We start from the raw sequence: 14,320 nt of genomic DNA, 5'->3' as shown, positions 1-14,320 counted from the left end.
AATAGGTTGCTATACGTTCGCAATAACGAGGCTTCAATTTTTGACCTCAATACAGGATAAAGCAAAAAATTCAAGTCGCTAATTTAGGCGATTTTTTATTGCTTTTCCATAGTTTTGATAGGATGGAGCTTTAAATAGAGCTCCAAAAGACCCTGCTGCGGCCTTTTATTTTGACGTGAATCAATAGAATGAGCAAAGTACCACATAAAGCACAGAATGGTATTAGGGATAAAGCCCATTGAAATGAATCTATTTCGTATAATTTAAGCCCATTACTATTTATTTTGCCATTCCAGCTGATATCCATTAATTTACCAATTAAGGTATGGAAGAAAGAACCGCCTAACATATTGATGCAGTTTAAGAAAGCGACAGTGACGCCTAAAGACTGATATGGTACTAAAGTAGCGCCTGCTGCGAACACAACAACTTGATAGCAACACATTAGACCAATTACAAAGAAGAGGGTACTTAATTGCCACCAATTTGCTGTTGTGGTAGAGAAAAGAACGATAAATGAAAAAGACAAACCAGTTCCACAAGCTGCAATTACGAAGTAGTTACCCAATTTTTTGGCAAGAAAAGCAAGGATAGGACCGCCAAATATCATTCCTATAAAAATAAAAGATATGAGAAAGGCGGCATCCGTTTTGCTGAATCCATATTTAGTTATTAAGTAGGGTACTCCCCAAACGTCTGCAAACCCTTCTAATGCTCCAACCATTAATAAATTGGCAAGGGCTAGAGCCCAAATTATCCATGATGAAAGTAAAAAGGAACAGTGGGATAAATTCATCGTTTTTCTTTCTATCTTTGAATTATTTTTTGGCGAGCGCAAAATCAAAAATGTGCAAAATCCCAGCACGATGGAGAGAATTGCCAAGACCAGACCAACCTGTTTCCCGTCAAAATTTTGTATTAAGTGAGCAAGTGGTTTTCCTCCGTAGATTGCTCCAATAAACCTACGCTAAAGGAAAATCCTATCATCTTGGAGTATTGAGAACTACTAAACCACTCGGATACTACTTTAGAGACGCTCAGAAAACCGACCGCAGAACCTACGCCAATCAAAAATCTACCCAATAAAGCCCAATAAAAATTATTGGTAGAGATAAAAAGTAAAGTCCCAAATCCACATAGAATCGCAAAGACACATACAATTACTCTAGCTCCAAATTTTTCAAGTAATAAGGCTACGGGGATTTGCATTCCAGCATAACCATAATAGTAGAATGCTGCTATGAGACCAAAACTTGCTGCATCAATTGAAAATTGCGCCATGATTTCTTGCATTGTTAACCCAGGCCATAGACGCACTAGAAATTGAAAAGTGAAAAAAGATAATGGGAATACCCACATCATCAAAGAGACATAATTGTTCTTTGGGGAAAAAATCATTTCACTCATAATACCCTCCAGTTGAAATCAGTTTAAGCTAACTCGTTGCAGCCTCCCTAGAGAGGCAGAGAATTCGCAATAACTGACCGCTCTAGGGTAAAGAGGGCAAGATAATAATGATTGAAAAGTTATCTATTGGCAAAAAATCATCGCATTGCAAAACAGTTACAAAAGAATCTGAAAGATATTCGTTGCATGTTTTGATATTAGGATGATTCATAATATTATCAAGTTGAATTAATTTTATCTCTTAATCAATTAAAATAACAAATTGCGTTCTGATCTGTCAATAGTGATATGGAACCGAGATATAGAAACCTCAGTTCTATTTCGATCATTTTAAACACGCTAAGACTGAGTTATCCTATTTGTAACAAACTCGATAGATAGTTAATAAAAAATGGAATTTCTCAATGTATAACATTCTGTTAATTTTTATAGCATTCCTGTTGGTATTGCTTAATGCATTTTTTGTATCGGCAGAATTTGGTATGGTTAAACTCAGAACCACGAGAATCCAGGCAATAAAAGAAAGTTATGGGTTGAGAGGACGCATTCTCGAGCAAGTTCACCGAAACCTGGATGCTTATTTATCAGCGTGTCAGTTGGGAATTACTCTTGCTTCATTAGGTTTGGGGTGGATTGGAGAACCTGCTTTTGCCCAATTGCTACAACCATTGTTTGTCATTTTAGGGGTTTCCTCAGCTCATTTAGTTACTATATCCTCTTTTTTTGTGGCATTTTTCCTTATTTCATTTCTTCATATCGTTATAGGCGAATTAATGCCAAAATCTCTAGCTATTCGACAAGCTGAATTTATTTCAATATGGACTGCAGTACCGTTATATGGATTTTATTGGTTCATGTATCCCGTAATTTGGTTACTTAATACCTGTTCCAATTTATTTCTCAAATTAGCTGGATTAGATATAACCAATGAATACGAAGGTTTTTATTCAAGTGAAGAGCTTAAATTAATTTTAAGTGGACAACATCTTCAATCGGAATTAAAAGAAGACGAACGTGAAATTCTTGAACACACCCTGGACTTGGCTGAATTAAATGTCACTGAGGTCATGCGGCCTGCCGATGAAATGATCGCTATAGACATTAACGAACCATTTGAGATGGTTAAAGAAAAAATTTTAAAATATCGTTATAGCCGCTACCCAGTCTATGATTCAAAAATAAAAGAAATGATAGGTGTTATCCATGTTAAAGATTTATTTGCTGATTTGTTCCTCGAAAAAGAAATAAGCACTTTAACTGCTTATGTGCGCCCCGTCCTAAAAGTAAGCCATAAATTACCGGCTATGGATTTGCTTCGTAAATTTCGAGCTGGTATGCCTCATTTTGCCTTAGTCTATAAATACAAATCCAGCTTGCTTGGATTTGTAACTCTGGATAATTTGCTGCATATACTGATTGGGCGTATTAAAGATGAATTCCACAAAACCCATGAAGATTGGATAAAGAACGCAGATGGCACTATCACTGCAAAGGGAGATTGCTCGCTCTATTCATTAGAAAGGGCTCTTGACACAGACATTACTTTATCTCCGGATGAAGAAGAACTCAATACACTGTATGGGCTTATCATTACTCGTTATGGCAAACTACCCCAAGAAGGTGAAATTATTCAATTTGTTGAATTTGATGCATTAATTGAGAAAATACAGGATTCTTCCATAGTTAGAATTAAAATTTTTCCTAAAACCAGTGATTCTTTGAATTGATTAAACGTCCTTAACGTTTAATGGGATAGACAAGTTCTAATAAGATTAGCCTGGATGTCTCATGCAACCACCCAGGCTATCTATCGAACTCATGTTATTTTAATGAGGACATATCAATAACAAAGCGATACTTTACATCACCTTTCAACAATCGTTGATAGGCTTCATTTACTTCATCGATTTTTATTAATTCGATATCTGAAGTAATCTGATGAGAGGCACAAAAATCTAAAACCTCTTGTGTTTCTTTAATCCCACCAATTAAAGAACCGTTGACACTTAATCGTTTTATGATCATTGGAAACATAGAAATTTCCAGGGGCTCAGAGGGTAGCCCAACCTGAGTAAGTTGCCCGTCTACTTTAAGCAGATCTAGATATTGGCTGATATCATGTTTGGCTGAAACAGTATCAAGAATAAAATCATACTGATTAGCAAGAGACTGCATTGCGTCCTTATCAGTGGACAATACTACATTGTTAGCCCCTAAGTCTTTCCCAGCTTGTATTTTGTTTTCTGAAGTCGTAAAAACAGTAACAAAAGCCCCCATGGCACGGGCTAACTTAACAGCCATATGCCCTAAGCCACCCAAGCCTACGATTCCTACTTTACTCATTTTTCCCACTTTAGCTCGCTTTAAGGGAGAATAGGTGGTTATTCCAGCACACAACAAAGGAGCGGCTGCTGCGGGGTCTAAGGATTCATCAATTTTTAATACAAAATCTTCAGAGACTACGATATATTTGGAATATCCGCCATAGGTCATCCCCCCTAAATACTTATCTGGGCTGTTGTACGTGTAGGTGTTACCTGGCTCGCAAAATTGCTCTTCACTGTGTTGGCAGTGAATGCATTCTCGGCAAGAATCTACCATACAACCAACACCTACTAAATCCCCTATAGAGAACCGCCGGACCTTAGATCCTACTTCTTTTACTCGTCCAATTATTTCATGTCCTGGGACCATGGGATAAAAAGAACCCTGCCAGTCGTTGTTTACTTGATGTAGATCTGAATGACAAATGCCACAAAATAATATTTCAATAGCAATATCTTCTTCGCCAACTGAACGGCGCTCAAAAACGAAACGCTGTAGAGGAGCTCCAGCTTTATGCGCTGCATAACCAACAGTTTCTGTCATTTTCTATCCTTATAAAAATTAAGATGCGTTACTATTTAACAAATACTTAAAGTATCTGCTTATTGGTTGATTTATCTACAAAATTGCTCTATCCAGCATTGTCCATAAGGATCACATACTTCCATTTCTTCGCATACTGGTACGTAGACTCTTTGAACTGGGACATTGATGACTACATTCGGTACAATCACATTGGGAACAATGATATTTCTTCCGCCATAGTAATAATATCCGTTGTTCCATGGTGGATATATTCCATCCCCATGATAATGAACATTTCCTCCCGTAAAGCCAATAGCGATTCCCGCACTATACCAGGCACTGCTGGAGGTACTAATAAGGAATAAGCCTAAAAATAAAAATGTTATCTTAAGGATATTTTGCTTGATGCATGAGCTCATTTTACACCTCAAAAAGTGATTCAGTTTTTAGTTTTAATCACATTAATAAAAGAGTCGTTAGGGTTTGACTCAGAAGACATCATAATTAAACTGCCTCGCTTTGCCAAATTAATTATCTTAGAAAAAGCAGTTAAAACTACTGCACAAGCTAATGACGCGGAATCTACTAGCCTTTTGGACTTTTGTTACTCACCGTAGTGGCTAGTACTTTTTTTCGAAAAATTCAAAAAGTATCTTCAACGTTATTTTCTTGCGCGCTACGGTCTCAACTGTTTTTTCTATTTTAGTAAGATTGGTATTCTCGTAGTACTATCCTTTTACTTGAAAGGTCCGCTTGAAAGGTAAAATTATGAGCATAATGTCCTATAATTTTATATATCATAATAATATTCGGAACTAGAAATGTATAAGTTAACGGAATTGGAGGGCGTTGGTCCAAAATATGCTGAAATGTTAAGGCGAGTAGGTATTGTGAGTCAGGACGATTTATTACGTGTCTGCAGTAGTCGCCGAGGACGTTTTAGAATTGCCGAGCAAACAGGCATCAGCCACAAATTAATTTTAAAATGGACTTCTCAGGCCGATTTAGCACGAGTTAACGGCATCAACGAAGAATATGCCGAGCTTCTGGAACAAGCTGGGATTGACTCAATTCCGGGGTTAGCACATTGTAACCCCGAACAACTATATAGTTCATTAAAAGAAAAAAATGAAAAATGCCATTTAGTACAACATATACCTGGTCTATCGCAAGTAGTGACGTGGGTTGAAGAAGCAAAAAAATTGCCAAGAGCTGTCTATCATTAGGTCCGATCACCCTATTTATTAAGTTTTTTAGCCATGATGTGATCAAAAAGCTTTCTTTTATCTTTTGATAATTCTGTACGTCGGATGCTCATCATTTCTTCTATCGTTCCTTGTACACAGTCTGGAGTTAAGCGATCAATAATTAATATACCGTTCAAATGATCAATTTCATGTTGTAAAACACGCGCGTAAAAGCCATACTCAATTTGTTGATGATATTGTCCTTCTTCATCATAGTATTTAAGTTGAATACTGTCGTATCTTGGAACTTTTCCGGCTTTATTGGAAACAGAATAACAACCTTCAAAGTCATTTACTATCTTGGCACCTGATAAAGGCTCATAACTTGGGTTTATCAGAATGTGCATTGGATAGATTTTTGCGTTATCACGTATAAGCTGGGCTTCTTCAGGTATATAAATTGCAATAATTTGTTTCTCAGAATTGACTTGTGGAGCAGCCAAACCAACTCCTCCCAAGGCATAGAGTTTTTCTTTCATTGCTTCGATTAATTCTTTATCCTTTTGATTTAAAGGAAATTTAATATTCTTTGCTGGCTTCTTTAACATTTGACGGTTTTCAGCTTTTTCTATGGTAATAATTTCTAAAGCCATGATTTTTGATATTCCTATTAATAAGATGATTAAGATAGAGAATTGTTGAGCTCTTTTTTTATTAAGCAGGACCATATTTTATTCGAACTACAACAAAGGATCTTTAATGTAATGATATCTAAATAACTTAGATATAGAAATAATCTCTGCACATGACAAATTTTTTTGTCATGTGCAGAGAGAAATAATACTCATTGATTAATTTTTATTTTCAATAATTGGATTATGTAAAAACAGATTGCCATTTAAATCGGCATTAATATAATAGTTCTTTATTACGTGATGCCGATAGAACAATGAACGAAAAAAGTGAAAAATTAGGATTAAAGTATTACGGAGGTGCATTCCTAGCGGCTTCCTTGGCAACCTATGCTATGTGTCGCAAGGGAAATTATCGTGTAGCTTTTCTTTTTTACTCCAGATGTGGAGGTGGCGGCTTAAATTTTTATAAACAACAGGAAAATGGCAAACTACATCGCTTTTTTGCAATTGATTACCACTCTTTTTGGGATCATACAAAGAAAGAGAAGGTAAAAAAGCTTCATTATCATCGTGGGGAGAACGCGAGCCAGATGAAAAAGCATCGACCTTACGAAGGAGGATGGTAAATAAAGTTAACCCCCTCTCAACATACTTCCCTAATATCTTTAATGACCAGATAATATATTATTCGAGATTGTTAATTTCTCTACTTCTTGAGATTTTCTTCGCTTAGTATTGCAACCAAAGATGCTACATAAACAGAGGAGACGATAAGAAGTTTTCTCTGAATCCGATGAGTTGTTTATTTCTGTTTGGGAAGCATTGCTATGACTATCAAGTAAATGTTCTTCTGAGGCAGATTTTTTAATGGGTTTGTAGTGCTCAACAAATATATCTTCAGGAATCTTGGATGCTTTAATAACAAAATCCAGTAATTGTAAAGGAGTGGGAGTAACATACTTGGCTATAGTCGCTTTTGAATTAAGCCCACAGGGATCTCCACTCTTTTTTGCAAGCCATTGCGTTAAATTACTTTTTTCATAAAGAGCAGTGATCCCTTCGGAAGTAGGATAAAAAACCGGGTTTTCTGGAAGCTCCAAACTGATAACGCAACAGAGCCAATCCGTATCGGTTGCTTCGAGCAGTTCTAATTTTTGCGCTAAAATTTTTAACATCATTCCAGCATCAGGTTCAACGGTTTTTATGCCACGTGGCACACTGTCTTTGTAGTAGAGTGTCTTGGTAGGATCATTTTTTAAATAAACAATCTTTTTTGTCATATTATTAGTCATGAAGTTTATTTTTTTGGATTATATGATTATGAGAAATTCGCGTCAAACTCGGTTATTAATAAATCACGAAATATTTTTTAATCAACATTCTATAGAATGTGAAGTTCATGTAACAGATTCTACTATTCCCCCAAAATGTCCTATAATTTAACAGAAACATTCAAATGTGGAGATGTGGACTTATTCTTGGACGAATAAAGGAAAGGAATGAATCATATAAGACTAAAGCTATTTGTTATTGGTAATAGCTCTATTTCAAAACGAGCAATTATTAATCTTGAGACAATTTGTTCTCACCCAAAGCTTATAGGCTTGTGTGATATAGAGGTGGTGGATGTGCGTAAACACAAGGATCTAATATCTGAAGAAAAAATTCTGGCGACCCCCCTGCTAATTAGAAAAAAACCTTTGCCTGAACGACGAGTTTTGGGAGATTTATCCAATATACAAAAAGTCTTAGATATATTGGAAATAAGTTAGGTACTGCTATGTTTGAGGAATCTCAATACTCCAGAGACTCTAAAAAAGATATATGGCAACAAGTAATTGAGGCTGTAGCTTTGGGTGTATTGGTAGTCAATCAAGAAGGTCAAATTCTTTATGCTAATGATTATGCTGTTCAATTGTTCAATACCAACCGTTCTGAATTGATTGGGACTAATTTTTCATCTCCATTAGCAGCAAATGTGACTCAGGAAATTGAAGTTTTAAAAGCTAATGATGAAGTTTTAACGATCCATATGACGATTAAAAAAGGAACTTGGGAAAATCGTTTGGTGTGGGTTATTTCCCTTATTGATATTACAGAGATTAAATTAAAGGAAAGGCTTTTAAAAGTTTCAACCCAGGGAGTTAGTTCTGCTTTTGAAGGTATTATTATCACTGATCCCAAAGGTACCATCATCGAAGTTAACAAAGCTTTTTTGAAAATGACAGGGTTTAAGGAAAAAGAGGTAGTAGGCAAAAATCCCAAGATGCTCCATTCAGGTGAACAAGATGTGCAATTCTATAAAGATTTATGGTCAGTCTTGCTTGAAAAGGGGCATTGGCATGGAGAGATTTGGGATAAAAAGAAAAGCAAAAAGCGATTCCCAGTATTTTTATCTATTTCTGCTGTGAAAAATGCTGATGGGGAAGTAATGAATTATATTGGTTTTTACCACGACCTTACTGTGATAAAAAAACAAGAGCAGCAAATTGAGCGGTTTAAATATTATGATTATCTAACTGGGTTACCAATAAATTTTTACTTATTCAAAGATTGCAAAGGCTTATCAGTAGTTTGTCCGATGAAAAAAAGGATCTCATTGTTTTTAATATTCGAATATTTGATGCAAAAACCATGAATTCTCTATTAGATTATTCCCCAGATACACGAGATGAAATTATTTTAGAAGCGGTCGCTCGCATTGAACGGTCATCACCTAAAAAAATGTTCATCGCACGCATTGGTTTTAGTGAGTTCATTGTTGTTTATTTCACTCAAAATAAACTTGAGTTCATGGTTTCAGTGGCAAAGCAAATGATAGAGAAACTCTCCAGTCCTTATCATATTCATAATCAAACGTTTATCCTGCAAACCATTATTGGATTAACGGTATATTATAAAAACACTGCTTTCAGTGCTGAAGATTTATTGCAACAATCTGAAATCGCTCGTCGTCAGGCTCAAAATAATGGCGTTAATATTTTTAAATTTTTTGATCCACGAGTTGAAGAACAAATTATCGAATTCAATAAACGTCTTGAATCAGTGCGAAAAGCAATCCAGTTAAATGAACTGGAAATGCACTACCAACCCATAGTGGATTTAAAAACTAGAAAAGCAGTGAGTCTGGAGGCCTTGCTCCGTTGGCGACATCCGGATAAAGGGCTTTTACTTCCAAAACAATTTTTGGATGATCTGGATAATCATCCCCTCTCATTGCAATTAGGAGAGTGGGCACTTCATCAAGTTTTGCACCAGATTGAAAAACTACTTGAGCTCAAAATCTCAATACCCATTAGCATCAATGTTGGTGCTTACCAGTTGCAATATCCTGATTTCGTTAAAAAATTGTTTAATATTTTAGAAAAGTACCCTAAGGTACCAGCTAATTTGATTAAACTTGAAATTATTGAAACAGAAGCCATCGAGGATTTAAGTTTGGTGTCTCAGATAATCCAAGAATGCAAAGACAAAGAAGTTTATTTTTCTTTGGATGATTTTGGAACAGGTTATTCTTCTTTAAATTTCCTAAAAGAATTTAATACTCATGAGGTGAAAATTGATCAAAGCTTTGTAAGCAATATTTTAGATAAACCTAAAGACCTGGCCATTCTAAAAGTGATGATAGAGTTTTGTAAGGTAGTAGGGCGTGTATTGGTAGCGGAAGGCGTGGAAACGATAGCTCATGGAAAATTACTGCATCTGCTGGGTTGTACTCTGGTTCAGGGTTATGCTATTGCCAGACCTATGTCTGCAGCAGAGCTTATTCCATGGCTAAAAACTTGGAGACTTGGTTCAGAATGGGGAGAAAATAGGTTTTCGAGAAAAATTTTAAAAGAGTTGGTTGGCGCTGCGATAAAGCATTACCTTATCTTACAATCGATTGGATTTTATATACAAAATTATCAATACCCGAAGCCTAAGTTAGCATCTCAAGCTTGCCCAATAGAGCGTTGGTTGCTTAAGAACCAGCAACAATTTCAGGATAATAAGAAACTTAAAATAATTTATGATATGCATCAAAAACAGCATGAATTAGGTTCTGAAATAATTCAACTAATTGACTTAGGACAAAAAGAACAGGCTTATAAACAATTAGCTTGTCTCGATGATTTAAGAAGCATGCTTTTGAAAGAGTTAGTTAACGCAATTTTTCTGGGTTAACTAAAATGTTTGTTCCATGATAGGTTGGAAAATATAAACTACAATTAGTTAGGTAATTGAATTCATTAAAATGGAATTTGCTAAAACAAGGAGTCAAAAATGAAAAAAGTTATATCGCATCATTTAGCTGTTCATAATAATCTAAAAACATCGGATTGCCAGGATATTGCACAAGCAATTAATCCTTTAGTAGCAGACGCTTTTGCTTTGTATATTAAAGCCAAAAATTTTCATTGGCATACATCTGGTGCTCATTTTCGAGATTATCACCGTTTATTTGATGAACAAGCCGGACAAATTCTCGAAATGATCGATGTTCTTGCTGAGAGGGTGCGTAAGCTCGGTCAAACAACAATACATTCAGTAGGACATATTAAACAATTACAAAGTATTAAAGACGATAACGATGTTTTGGAACCTAAAAAAATGATTAGTACGCTAATGAAAGATAATAACGATTTTGTAAGCCGTATGCGTGCTGCTCATCAAATTTGTAGTGAGAAAAAAGATGTTGCTACGACCAGTATTCTGGAGCAATTCATCGACACTACTGAAGAAAGAATTTGGTATCTTACTGAAATTTTAAAAGAATAGGCACAACAGCTCTTTTTCTAGAGAAGAACAAATAGGTAGCGTTTATGGACTCCTCTGTTACCTAATAGTAGGGCTATTATGAATAGCCATTTTAGTTATTAGCTTCTCTTCATTGCTATGTGAGGAATGCCATCTTCATCGTAGCTTTCTCCATAGGCTTTAAATCCAAATCTTTCATAGAATTTTTGTAAGTAATTCTGGGCTGAGCATTGAATAGGGATATCAGGGTAGTTTTTATCGCAATAAATTAATAATTCGTGTATTAATTTTTTCCCATATCCCTTGGTGCGTGCTGATCTGGCCGTAACGACGCGGCCAAAGGTAATGTAATTTTCAATTTCAGTAGGAGGGAACAAACGTAGATAAGCTGCCAGTGACCCATATTCCATGCCTAACAAATGCATGGCAAAAAGATCTTTACCATCTGGATCAAGATAAGGGCAGTGTTGTTCTACTATAAAAACGTCTGCGCGTAATGCGAGAATTCCATAAAGTTGTTGGGCTGTTAACTCGGAAAATGGATACCAATTAAGATGAAGCATGGAAAACACCTATTCAGTTGGAACTACGTCTCATTATGCTGAAGTTATGATTCTGAAATCAATAATAATCACACAGCATGATTATGCGGGACTAATAGCAGAATTCACATTAAAACTTGGCGCATCGATTTCCGATAAGCTGTTATAATCTGACTAATTATACTTATTAGTTAAGGGAATAAAGAGTCATTTTAGAGAATTGCGAATAAATAGAGGATGAAATTATGGATAATTTTTCAGAAAGAAGTTTTAATTTTGTTGATATAAAAAATCTACCCCCTAAACCACGCAAGATCGGTCTAATTGAAATTCGTGGCGCTTACTATGAAGCATTTACCGTAAAACAATTCAAAAGCTTACTTGCTACTTGGGGATATTATATTGATGGTTTTAAATTCGCTGGGGGAGTACAAGGATTACTTGAGCCAAAAGTTGTAAAAGAGTTTACTGATATTGCACATAAACACAATGTTTATGTTAACACCGGAGGTTTTATTGAGAGAATAGTCATTCAAGATCCCAAAAATGTGGATAAATATTTGAATGAAACAAAAGAATTAGGTTTTGACGTAGTTGAAGTGTCAAGTGGTATGTTTGAACATCCTGATGATTTTAAATTGAAAGATCAAATTGAAGTAGTAAAAAAAATTGTAAAACTGGGACTTAAAGCCAAACCAGAAATTACAATTATGAGCGGAGTAGGGGGCGGTTCAAAAGAACTGGATTATGCCAAGCATGTAAAAGCGGTTAAAACAGTTCAACACATGATAGAAGAAGGGGAGCGTTTCTTTGATGCAGGTGCGTATATGCTGATGGTGGAATCAGAAGGCATTACTGAAGGTATTAAAAACGCTAAGAATTGGAGAGACGATGTCATTTTTGCCCTGATTGATAAATTCGGCTACGATAAACTAATGTTTGAAGTATCTCCTGAGGATGATGAAGCAAGGGAAACATTTAAATGGTATTTAAAAAATGTTAGTCCTGATGTCAACTTAATGATGAACTCAAAAAATATTGTTGAGTTTAATGCATGGAAGTTGCAGTTGTGGGGAGATCGTGAACTTTGGCAAGGAAAAAAAGTTTCGTTTGATTAATATTAGTTGTTGATTGCTCTCCGGTACCTACATATTGCAATTTATTCACAGTACGTAGAGACCAGAGGCAATTGCCAACACACCTATCCATTCCTCGTTATTTGCTTCGTTTTACGAATAATATTGTTTATAAATAATCCATCATAGATTTTATAAGGGCATATTTAAAAAAAATTGGATTACTTAATGTTCCGTTAATTTTTGTTTTGTATTCTCTAACTCAATTCACCATAAAAATGAGCGCTAACATGAGTTTATCCGATCAACAAAAAACTGCTATTAGAACTTACTTTGAATCAAATTATAATATGTTTTTCGGGATCCCCAGTGAGCGCAAAGAGGGTGATTTAACACCTAATGAGCATGTGATGTTACTACAATATATGCAATTGATTTTATTGAATTTACCGGTTGAACCATTGGATAGCGGCTTATTGAATAAAATAATTAAGAATGATTATGATGATGAAACTACTGTTTCCCTATTATTGAATGATTTTTTAGAAGGTAAACTTTCACCAATTAAACCGGATTCTTATTTAATTTATCAGAAAAATTTTCAAGATTTCGGGAATAAGGAAGATCTCGCGACAGCTCAAGATATCCTTAAATATTTAGTAACAGTGACTGAAACTATAGCGGCACAGATAGATCATGGTTATTTAAAGACAGAAAGCGATCCAAGACGAACTAATAGTAATTCTAATGTGTCACGTATTATAAAGTGGGGTATATTTGGAGGTGCTGCATTAGGTATGACTTATGCGCTTAGTAAATTGTGTGATTCAAGTAGCTCATCTAATGCCCTAGGAAATTCATGATGTTTCGGATTGCAGTCGATTGACACTTGTTTTAATGCGGCCTTAGAAGAAAACTGGCTTCAACCTATAGGAAACCTGGGTAACACTTACCTAGGTTTCCAGCGTTGTATTATCTATCAGTATACTTGGTGCTCTATTTTAATTCTGCACGTTTTTCTGTATCAATTTTTTCTAGTGTCGGCGCTTGCTTAATCTCAGAGATCATATGCTCAAGAAGTGCCTCTTTGTGGCCTAGTGGAATTTCCTTTGGAACTTTCTCAAGTCGATGAGTTTCGCTTATTTTATGAGTTTTATTCAATTCTTCTAACTCTTCTGAATTTGCTACAGCTCTTGCGTCTTCGATAGTTAATAACCTCTCATCTTTAGATATTAATCCCATTTCACAAGCTTTCTTAAACATTTTTTCATAATCTATGGGATCATCTCCACATAAAATAACTTCCATTGCCCATACTCTTTTTTGGAATTCAGGATTTTCCCAGTCTTTGACATGTACAGGCTGGCTAGAAGACATGAATGGTCCTAATATACGGCCTGGCCCAACAACCTGTACTATTTTTTTTACATCGCGTGAGACTTGAAACGCCCAGTTATCTGCTTTTGTACCCCCTACAATAGCAGTAATTTCATTATTATTAGCTGTCATTTCAGTGATAAGATCGTATCTTTGGGGGGCCTCTAGATCTTGTTCTTTTATTTTTCTTTGATCATATTCGTCAAACATTTCCCTATTTAAATACAACAATTTTTGTGGGCGTGTATATACCATTGGTATGTTAGTGACCCAAATAAACCCTTTACAAGGAATTATTGGTAGGCCAGTAGCATAAGGTTTTACTGTATCCCTGCAGGGTGTCATAGAAAAAAAGAATCTGCTATTATTTGATCGGATATAATCTACAATATTAAAACTGGCCGCTTTTCTTCTTTGTATTGATGACATGCCCAGAAAATCAGACGTCATTGCCTCTTCAACTTCTTTAGTCCCTATTGTCCCTCTAAAAATTAAATCATTATCGGTGG

At 35.5% G+C, this 14,320-nt stretch carries 15 protein-coding genes and 1 pseudogene; 9 read left to right on the top strand and 7 right to left on the bottom strand.

Features of this window, described 5'->3' with window-relative positions:
• Positions 1–130: 130 nt before the first annotated feature.
• Positions 131–1,407 (bottom strand): annotated as a pseudogene (locus OK13_RS16030) (MFS transporter).
• 404 nt (positions 1,408–1,811) lie between these two features.
• Between OK13_RS16030 and OK13_RS07255 the strand changes: the two are divergent.
• Complete coding sequence (locus tag OK13_RS07255; protein ID WP_035889405.1) at positions 1,812–3,134, top strand: hemolysin family protein; 1,323 nt, start codon at positions 1,812–1,814, stop codon at positions 3,132–3,134.
• Between the two features lie 94 nt (positions 3,135–3,228).
• Here the strand turns inward: OK13_RS07255 and OK13_RS07250 are convergent, their stop codons facing one another.
• Both OK13_RS07250 and OK13_RS07245 read right to left on the bottom strand, forming a co-directional pair.
• Positions 3,229–4,275 (bottom strand): NAD(P)-dependent alcohol dehydrogenase, encoded by a 1,047-nt coding sequence (locus tag OK13_RS07250; RefSeq protein WP_035889404.1) that lies wholly within the window; start codon positions 4,273–4,275, stop codon positions 3,229–3,231.
• A 71-nt stretch (positions 4,276–4,346) separates the two neighbouring features.
• Positions 4,347–4,676, bottom strand: a complete 330-nt coding sequence (locus tag OK13_RS07245; RefSeq protein ID WP_035889401.1) for a hypothetical protein — start codon at positions 4,674–4,676, stop codon at positions 4,347–4,349.
• 402 nt (positions 4,677–5,078) lie between these two features.
• Here OK13_RS07245 and OK13_RS07235 point away from each other — a divergent pair, with 402 nt between their 5' ends.
• Positions 5,079–5,483: a DUF4332 domain-containing protein gene (locus OK13_RS07235; protein ID WP_035889397.1), complete on the top strand. Its 405-nt coding sequence runs from the start codon at positions 5,079–5,081 to the stop codon at positions 5,481–5,483.
• A gap of 11 nt (positions 5,484–5,494) precedes the next feature.
• Here the strand turns inward: OK13_RS07235 and def are convergent, their stop codons facing one another.
• Positions 5,495–6,097: a peptide deformylase gene (gene def / locus OK13_RS07230; protein ID WP_035889395.1), complete on the bottom strand. Its 603-nt coding sequence runs from the start codon at positions 6,095–6,097 to the stop codon at positions 5,495–5,497.
• Between the two features lie 296 nt (positions 6,098–6,393).
• On the opposite strand from def, the gene OK13_RS07225 reads away from it, so the two are divergent.
• The gene (locus OK13_RS07225; RefSeq protein ID WP_035889393.1) at positions 6,394–6,705 is read left to right on the top strand and encodes a hypothetical protein; all 312 of its coding nucleotides are present in this window, start codon (positions 6,394–6,396) and stop codon (positions 6,703–6,705) included.
• Between the two features lie 39 nt (positions 6,706–6,744).
• Here the strand turns inward: OK13_RS07225 and OK13_RS07220 are convergent, their stop codons facing one another.
• Positions 6,745–7,359, bottom strand: coding sequence for an RING finger protein (locus OK13_RS07220; RefSeq protein ID WP_035889390.1), 615 nt, complete (start codon positions 7,357–7,359; stop codon positions 6,745–6,747).
• 219 nt (positions 7,360–7,578) lie between these two features.
• Here OK13_RS07220 and OK13_RS07215 point away from each other — a divergent pair, with 219 nt between their 5' ends.
• The 4 genes from OK13_RS07215 (at position 7,579) to OK13_RS07205 (ending at position 10,837) form a co-directional block, all read left to right on the top strand.
• On the top strand, positions 7,579–7,851 hold the full coding sequence (locus OK13_RS07215) for a circadian clock KaiB family protein (RefSeq protein ID WP_035889383.1): 273 nt from the start codon (positions 7,579–7,581) through the stop codon (positions 7,849–7,851).
• Positions 7,852–7,859: 8 nt separating this feature from the next.
• Entirely contained in the window at positions 7,860–8,717 is an 858-nt protein-coding gene (locus OK13_RS15255) for a PAS domain-containing protein (protein ID WP_241480465.1), read from the top strand.
• A complete protein-coding gene (locus tag OK13_RS07210) occupies positions 8,633–10,243 on the top strand; it encodes a putative bifunctional diguanylate cyclase/phosphodiesterase (protein ID WP_338151669.1) in 1,611 nt (536 codons plus the stop codon). Before OK13_RS15255 ends, OK13_RS07210 begins: the two co-directional genes overlap by 85 nt.
• Positions 10,244–10,342: 99 nt before the next feature.
• Positions 10,343–10,837, top strand: a complete 495-nt coding sequence (locus OK13_RS07205; protein ID WP_035889380.1) for a Dps family protein — start codon at positions 10,343–10,345, stop codon at positions 10,835–10,837.
• A gap of 98 nt (positions 10,838–10,935) precedes the next feature.
• On the opposite strand, the gene OK13_RS07200 is transcribed toward OK13_RS07205, so the two are convergent.
• A complete protein-coding gene (locus OK13_RS07200; RefSeq protein WP_035889372.1) occupies positions 10,936–11,379 on the bottom strand; it encodes a GNAT family N-acetyltransferase in 444 nt (147 codons plus the stop codon).
• 224 nt (positions 11,380–11,603) lie between these two features.
• Between OK13_RS07200 and OK13_RS07195 the strand changes: the two genes are divergently transcribed.
• Positions 11,604–12,476, top strand: a complete 873-nt coding sequence (locus OK13_RS07195) for a phosphosulfolactate synthase (RefSeq protein WP_035889367.1) — start codon at positions 11,604–11,606, stop codon at positions 12,474–12,476.
• Positions 12,477–12,724: 248 nt separating this feature from the next.
• The gene (locus tag OK13_RS07190) at positions 12,725–13,297 is read left to right on the top strand and encodes a hypothetical protein (protein ID WP_035889365.1); all 573 of its coding nucleotides are present in this window, start codon (positions 12,725–12,727) and stop codon (positions 13,295–13,297) included.
• Positions 13,298–13,430: 133 nt separating this feature from the next.
• Here the strand turns inward: OK13_RS07190 and OK13_RS14555 are convergent.
• Positions 13,431–14,320 (bottom strand): hypothetical protein (locus OK13_RS14555; RefSeq protein WP_052117613.1); only part of this gene is annotated, 890 nt, incomplete at its 5' end.

Origin of the sequence: Legionella norrlandica, from assembly GCF_000770585.1 — a bacterium.
Taxonomy (GTDB): Bacteria; Pseudomonadota; Gammaproteobacteria; order Legionellales; family Legionellaceae; genus Legionella; species Legionella norrlandica.
This window is presented reverse-complemented; position numbering and strand designations above follow the sequence as displayed.

What these genes read in the sequence shown, in the direction of transcription:
- OK13_RS07195 (WP_035889367.1), top strand. Translation starts at nt 11,604, where the DNA reads ATGGATAATTTTTCAGAAAGAAGTTTTAATTTTGTTGATATAAAAAAT.
- OK13_RS07200 (WP_035889372.1), bottom strand. Translation starts at nt 11,379, where the DNA reads ATGCTTCATCTTAATTGGTATCCATTTTCCGAGTTAACAGCCCAACAA.
- OK13_RS07255 (WP_035889405.1), top strand. Translation starts at nt 1,812, where the DNA reads ATGTATAACATTCTGTTAATTTTTATAGCATTCCTGTTGGTATTGCTT.
- OK13_RS07235 (WP_035889397.1), top strand. Translation starts at nt 5,079, where the DNA reads ATGTATAAGTTAACGGAATTGGAGGGCGTTGGTCCAAAATATGCTGAA.
- OK13_RS15255 (WP_241480465.1), top strand. Translation starts at nt 7,860, where the DNA reads ATGTTTGAGGAATCTCAATACTCCAGAGACTCTAAAAAAGATATATGG.
- OK13_RS07250 (WP_035889404.1), bottom strand. Translation starts at nt 4,275, where the DNA reads ATGACAGAAACTGTTGGTTATGCAGCGCATAAAGCTGGAGCTCCTCTA.
- OK13_RS07205 (WP_035889380.1), top strand. Translation starts at nt 10,343, where the DNA reads ATGAAAAAAGTTATATCGCATCATTTAGCTGTTCATAATAATCTAAAA.
- OK13_RS07245 (WP_035889401.1), bottom strand. Translation starts at nt 4,676, where the DNA reads ATGAGCTCATGCATCAAGCAAAATATCCTTAAGATAACATTTTTATTT.
- OK13_RS07225 (WP_035889393.1), top strand. Translation starts at nt 6,394, where the DNA reads ATGAACGAAAAAAGTGAAAAATTAGGATTAAAGTATTACGGAGGTGCA.
- OK13_RS07215 (WP_035889383.1), top strand. Translation starts at nt 7,579, where the DNA reads ATGAATCATATAAGACTAAAGCTATTTGTTATTGGTAATAGCTCTATT.
- OK13_RS07220 (WP_035889390.1), bottom strand. Translation starts at nt 7,359, where the DNA reads ATGACAAAAAAGATTGTTTATTTAAAAAATGATCCTACCAAGACACTC.
- def (WP_035889395.1), bottom strand. Translation starts at nt 6,097, where the DNA reads ATGGCTTTAGAAATTATTACCATAGAAAAAGCTGAAAACCGTCAAATG.
- OK13_RS07190 (WP_035889365.1), top strand. Translation starts at nt 12,725, where the DNA reads ATGAGTTTATCCGATCAACAAAAAACTGCTATTAGAACTTACTTTGAA.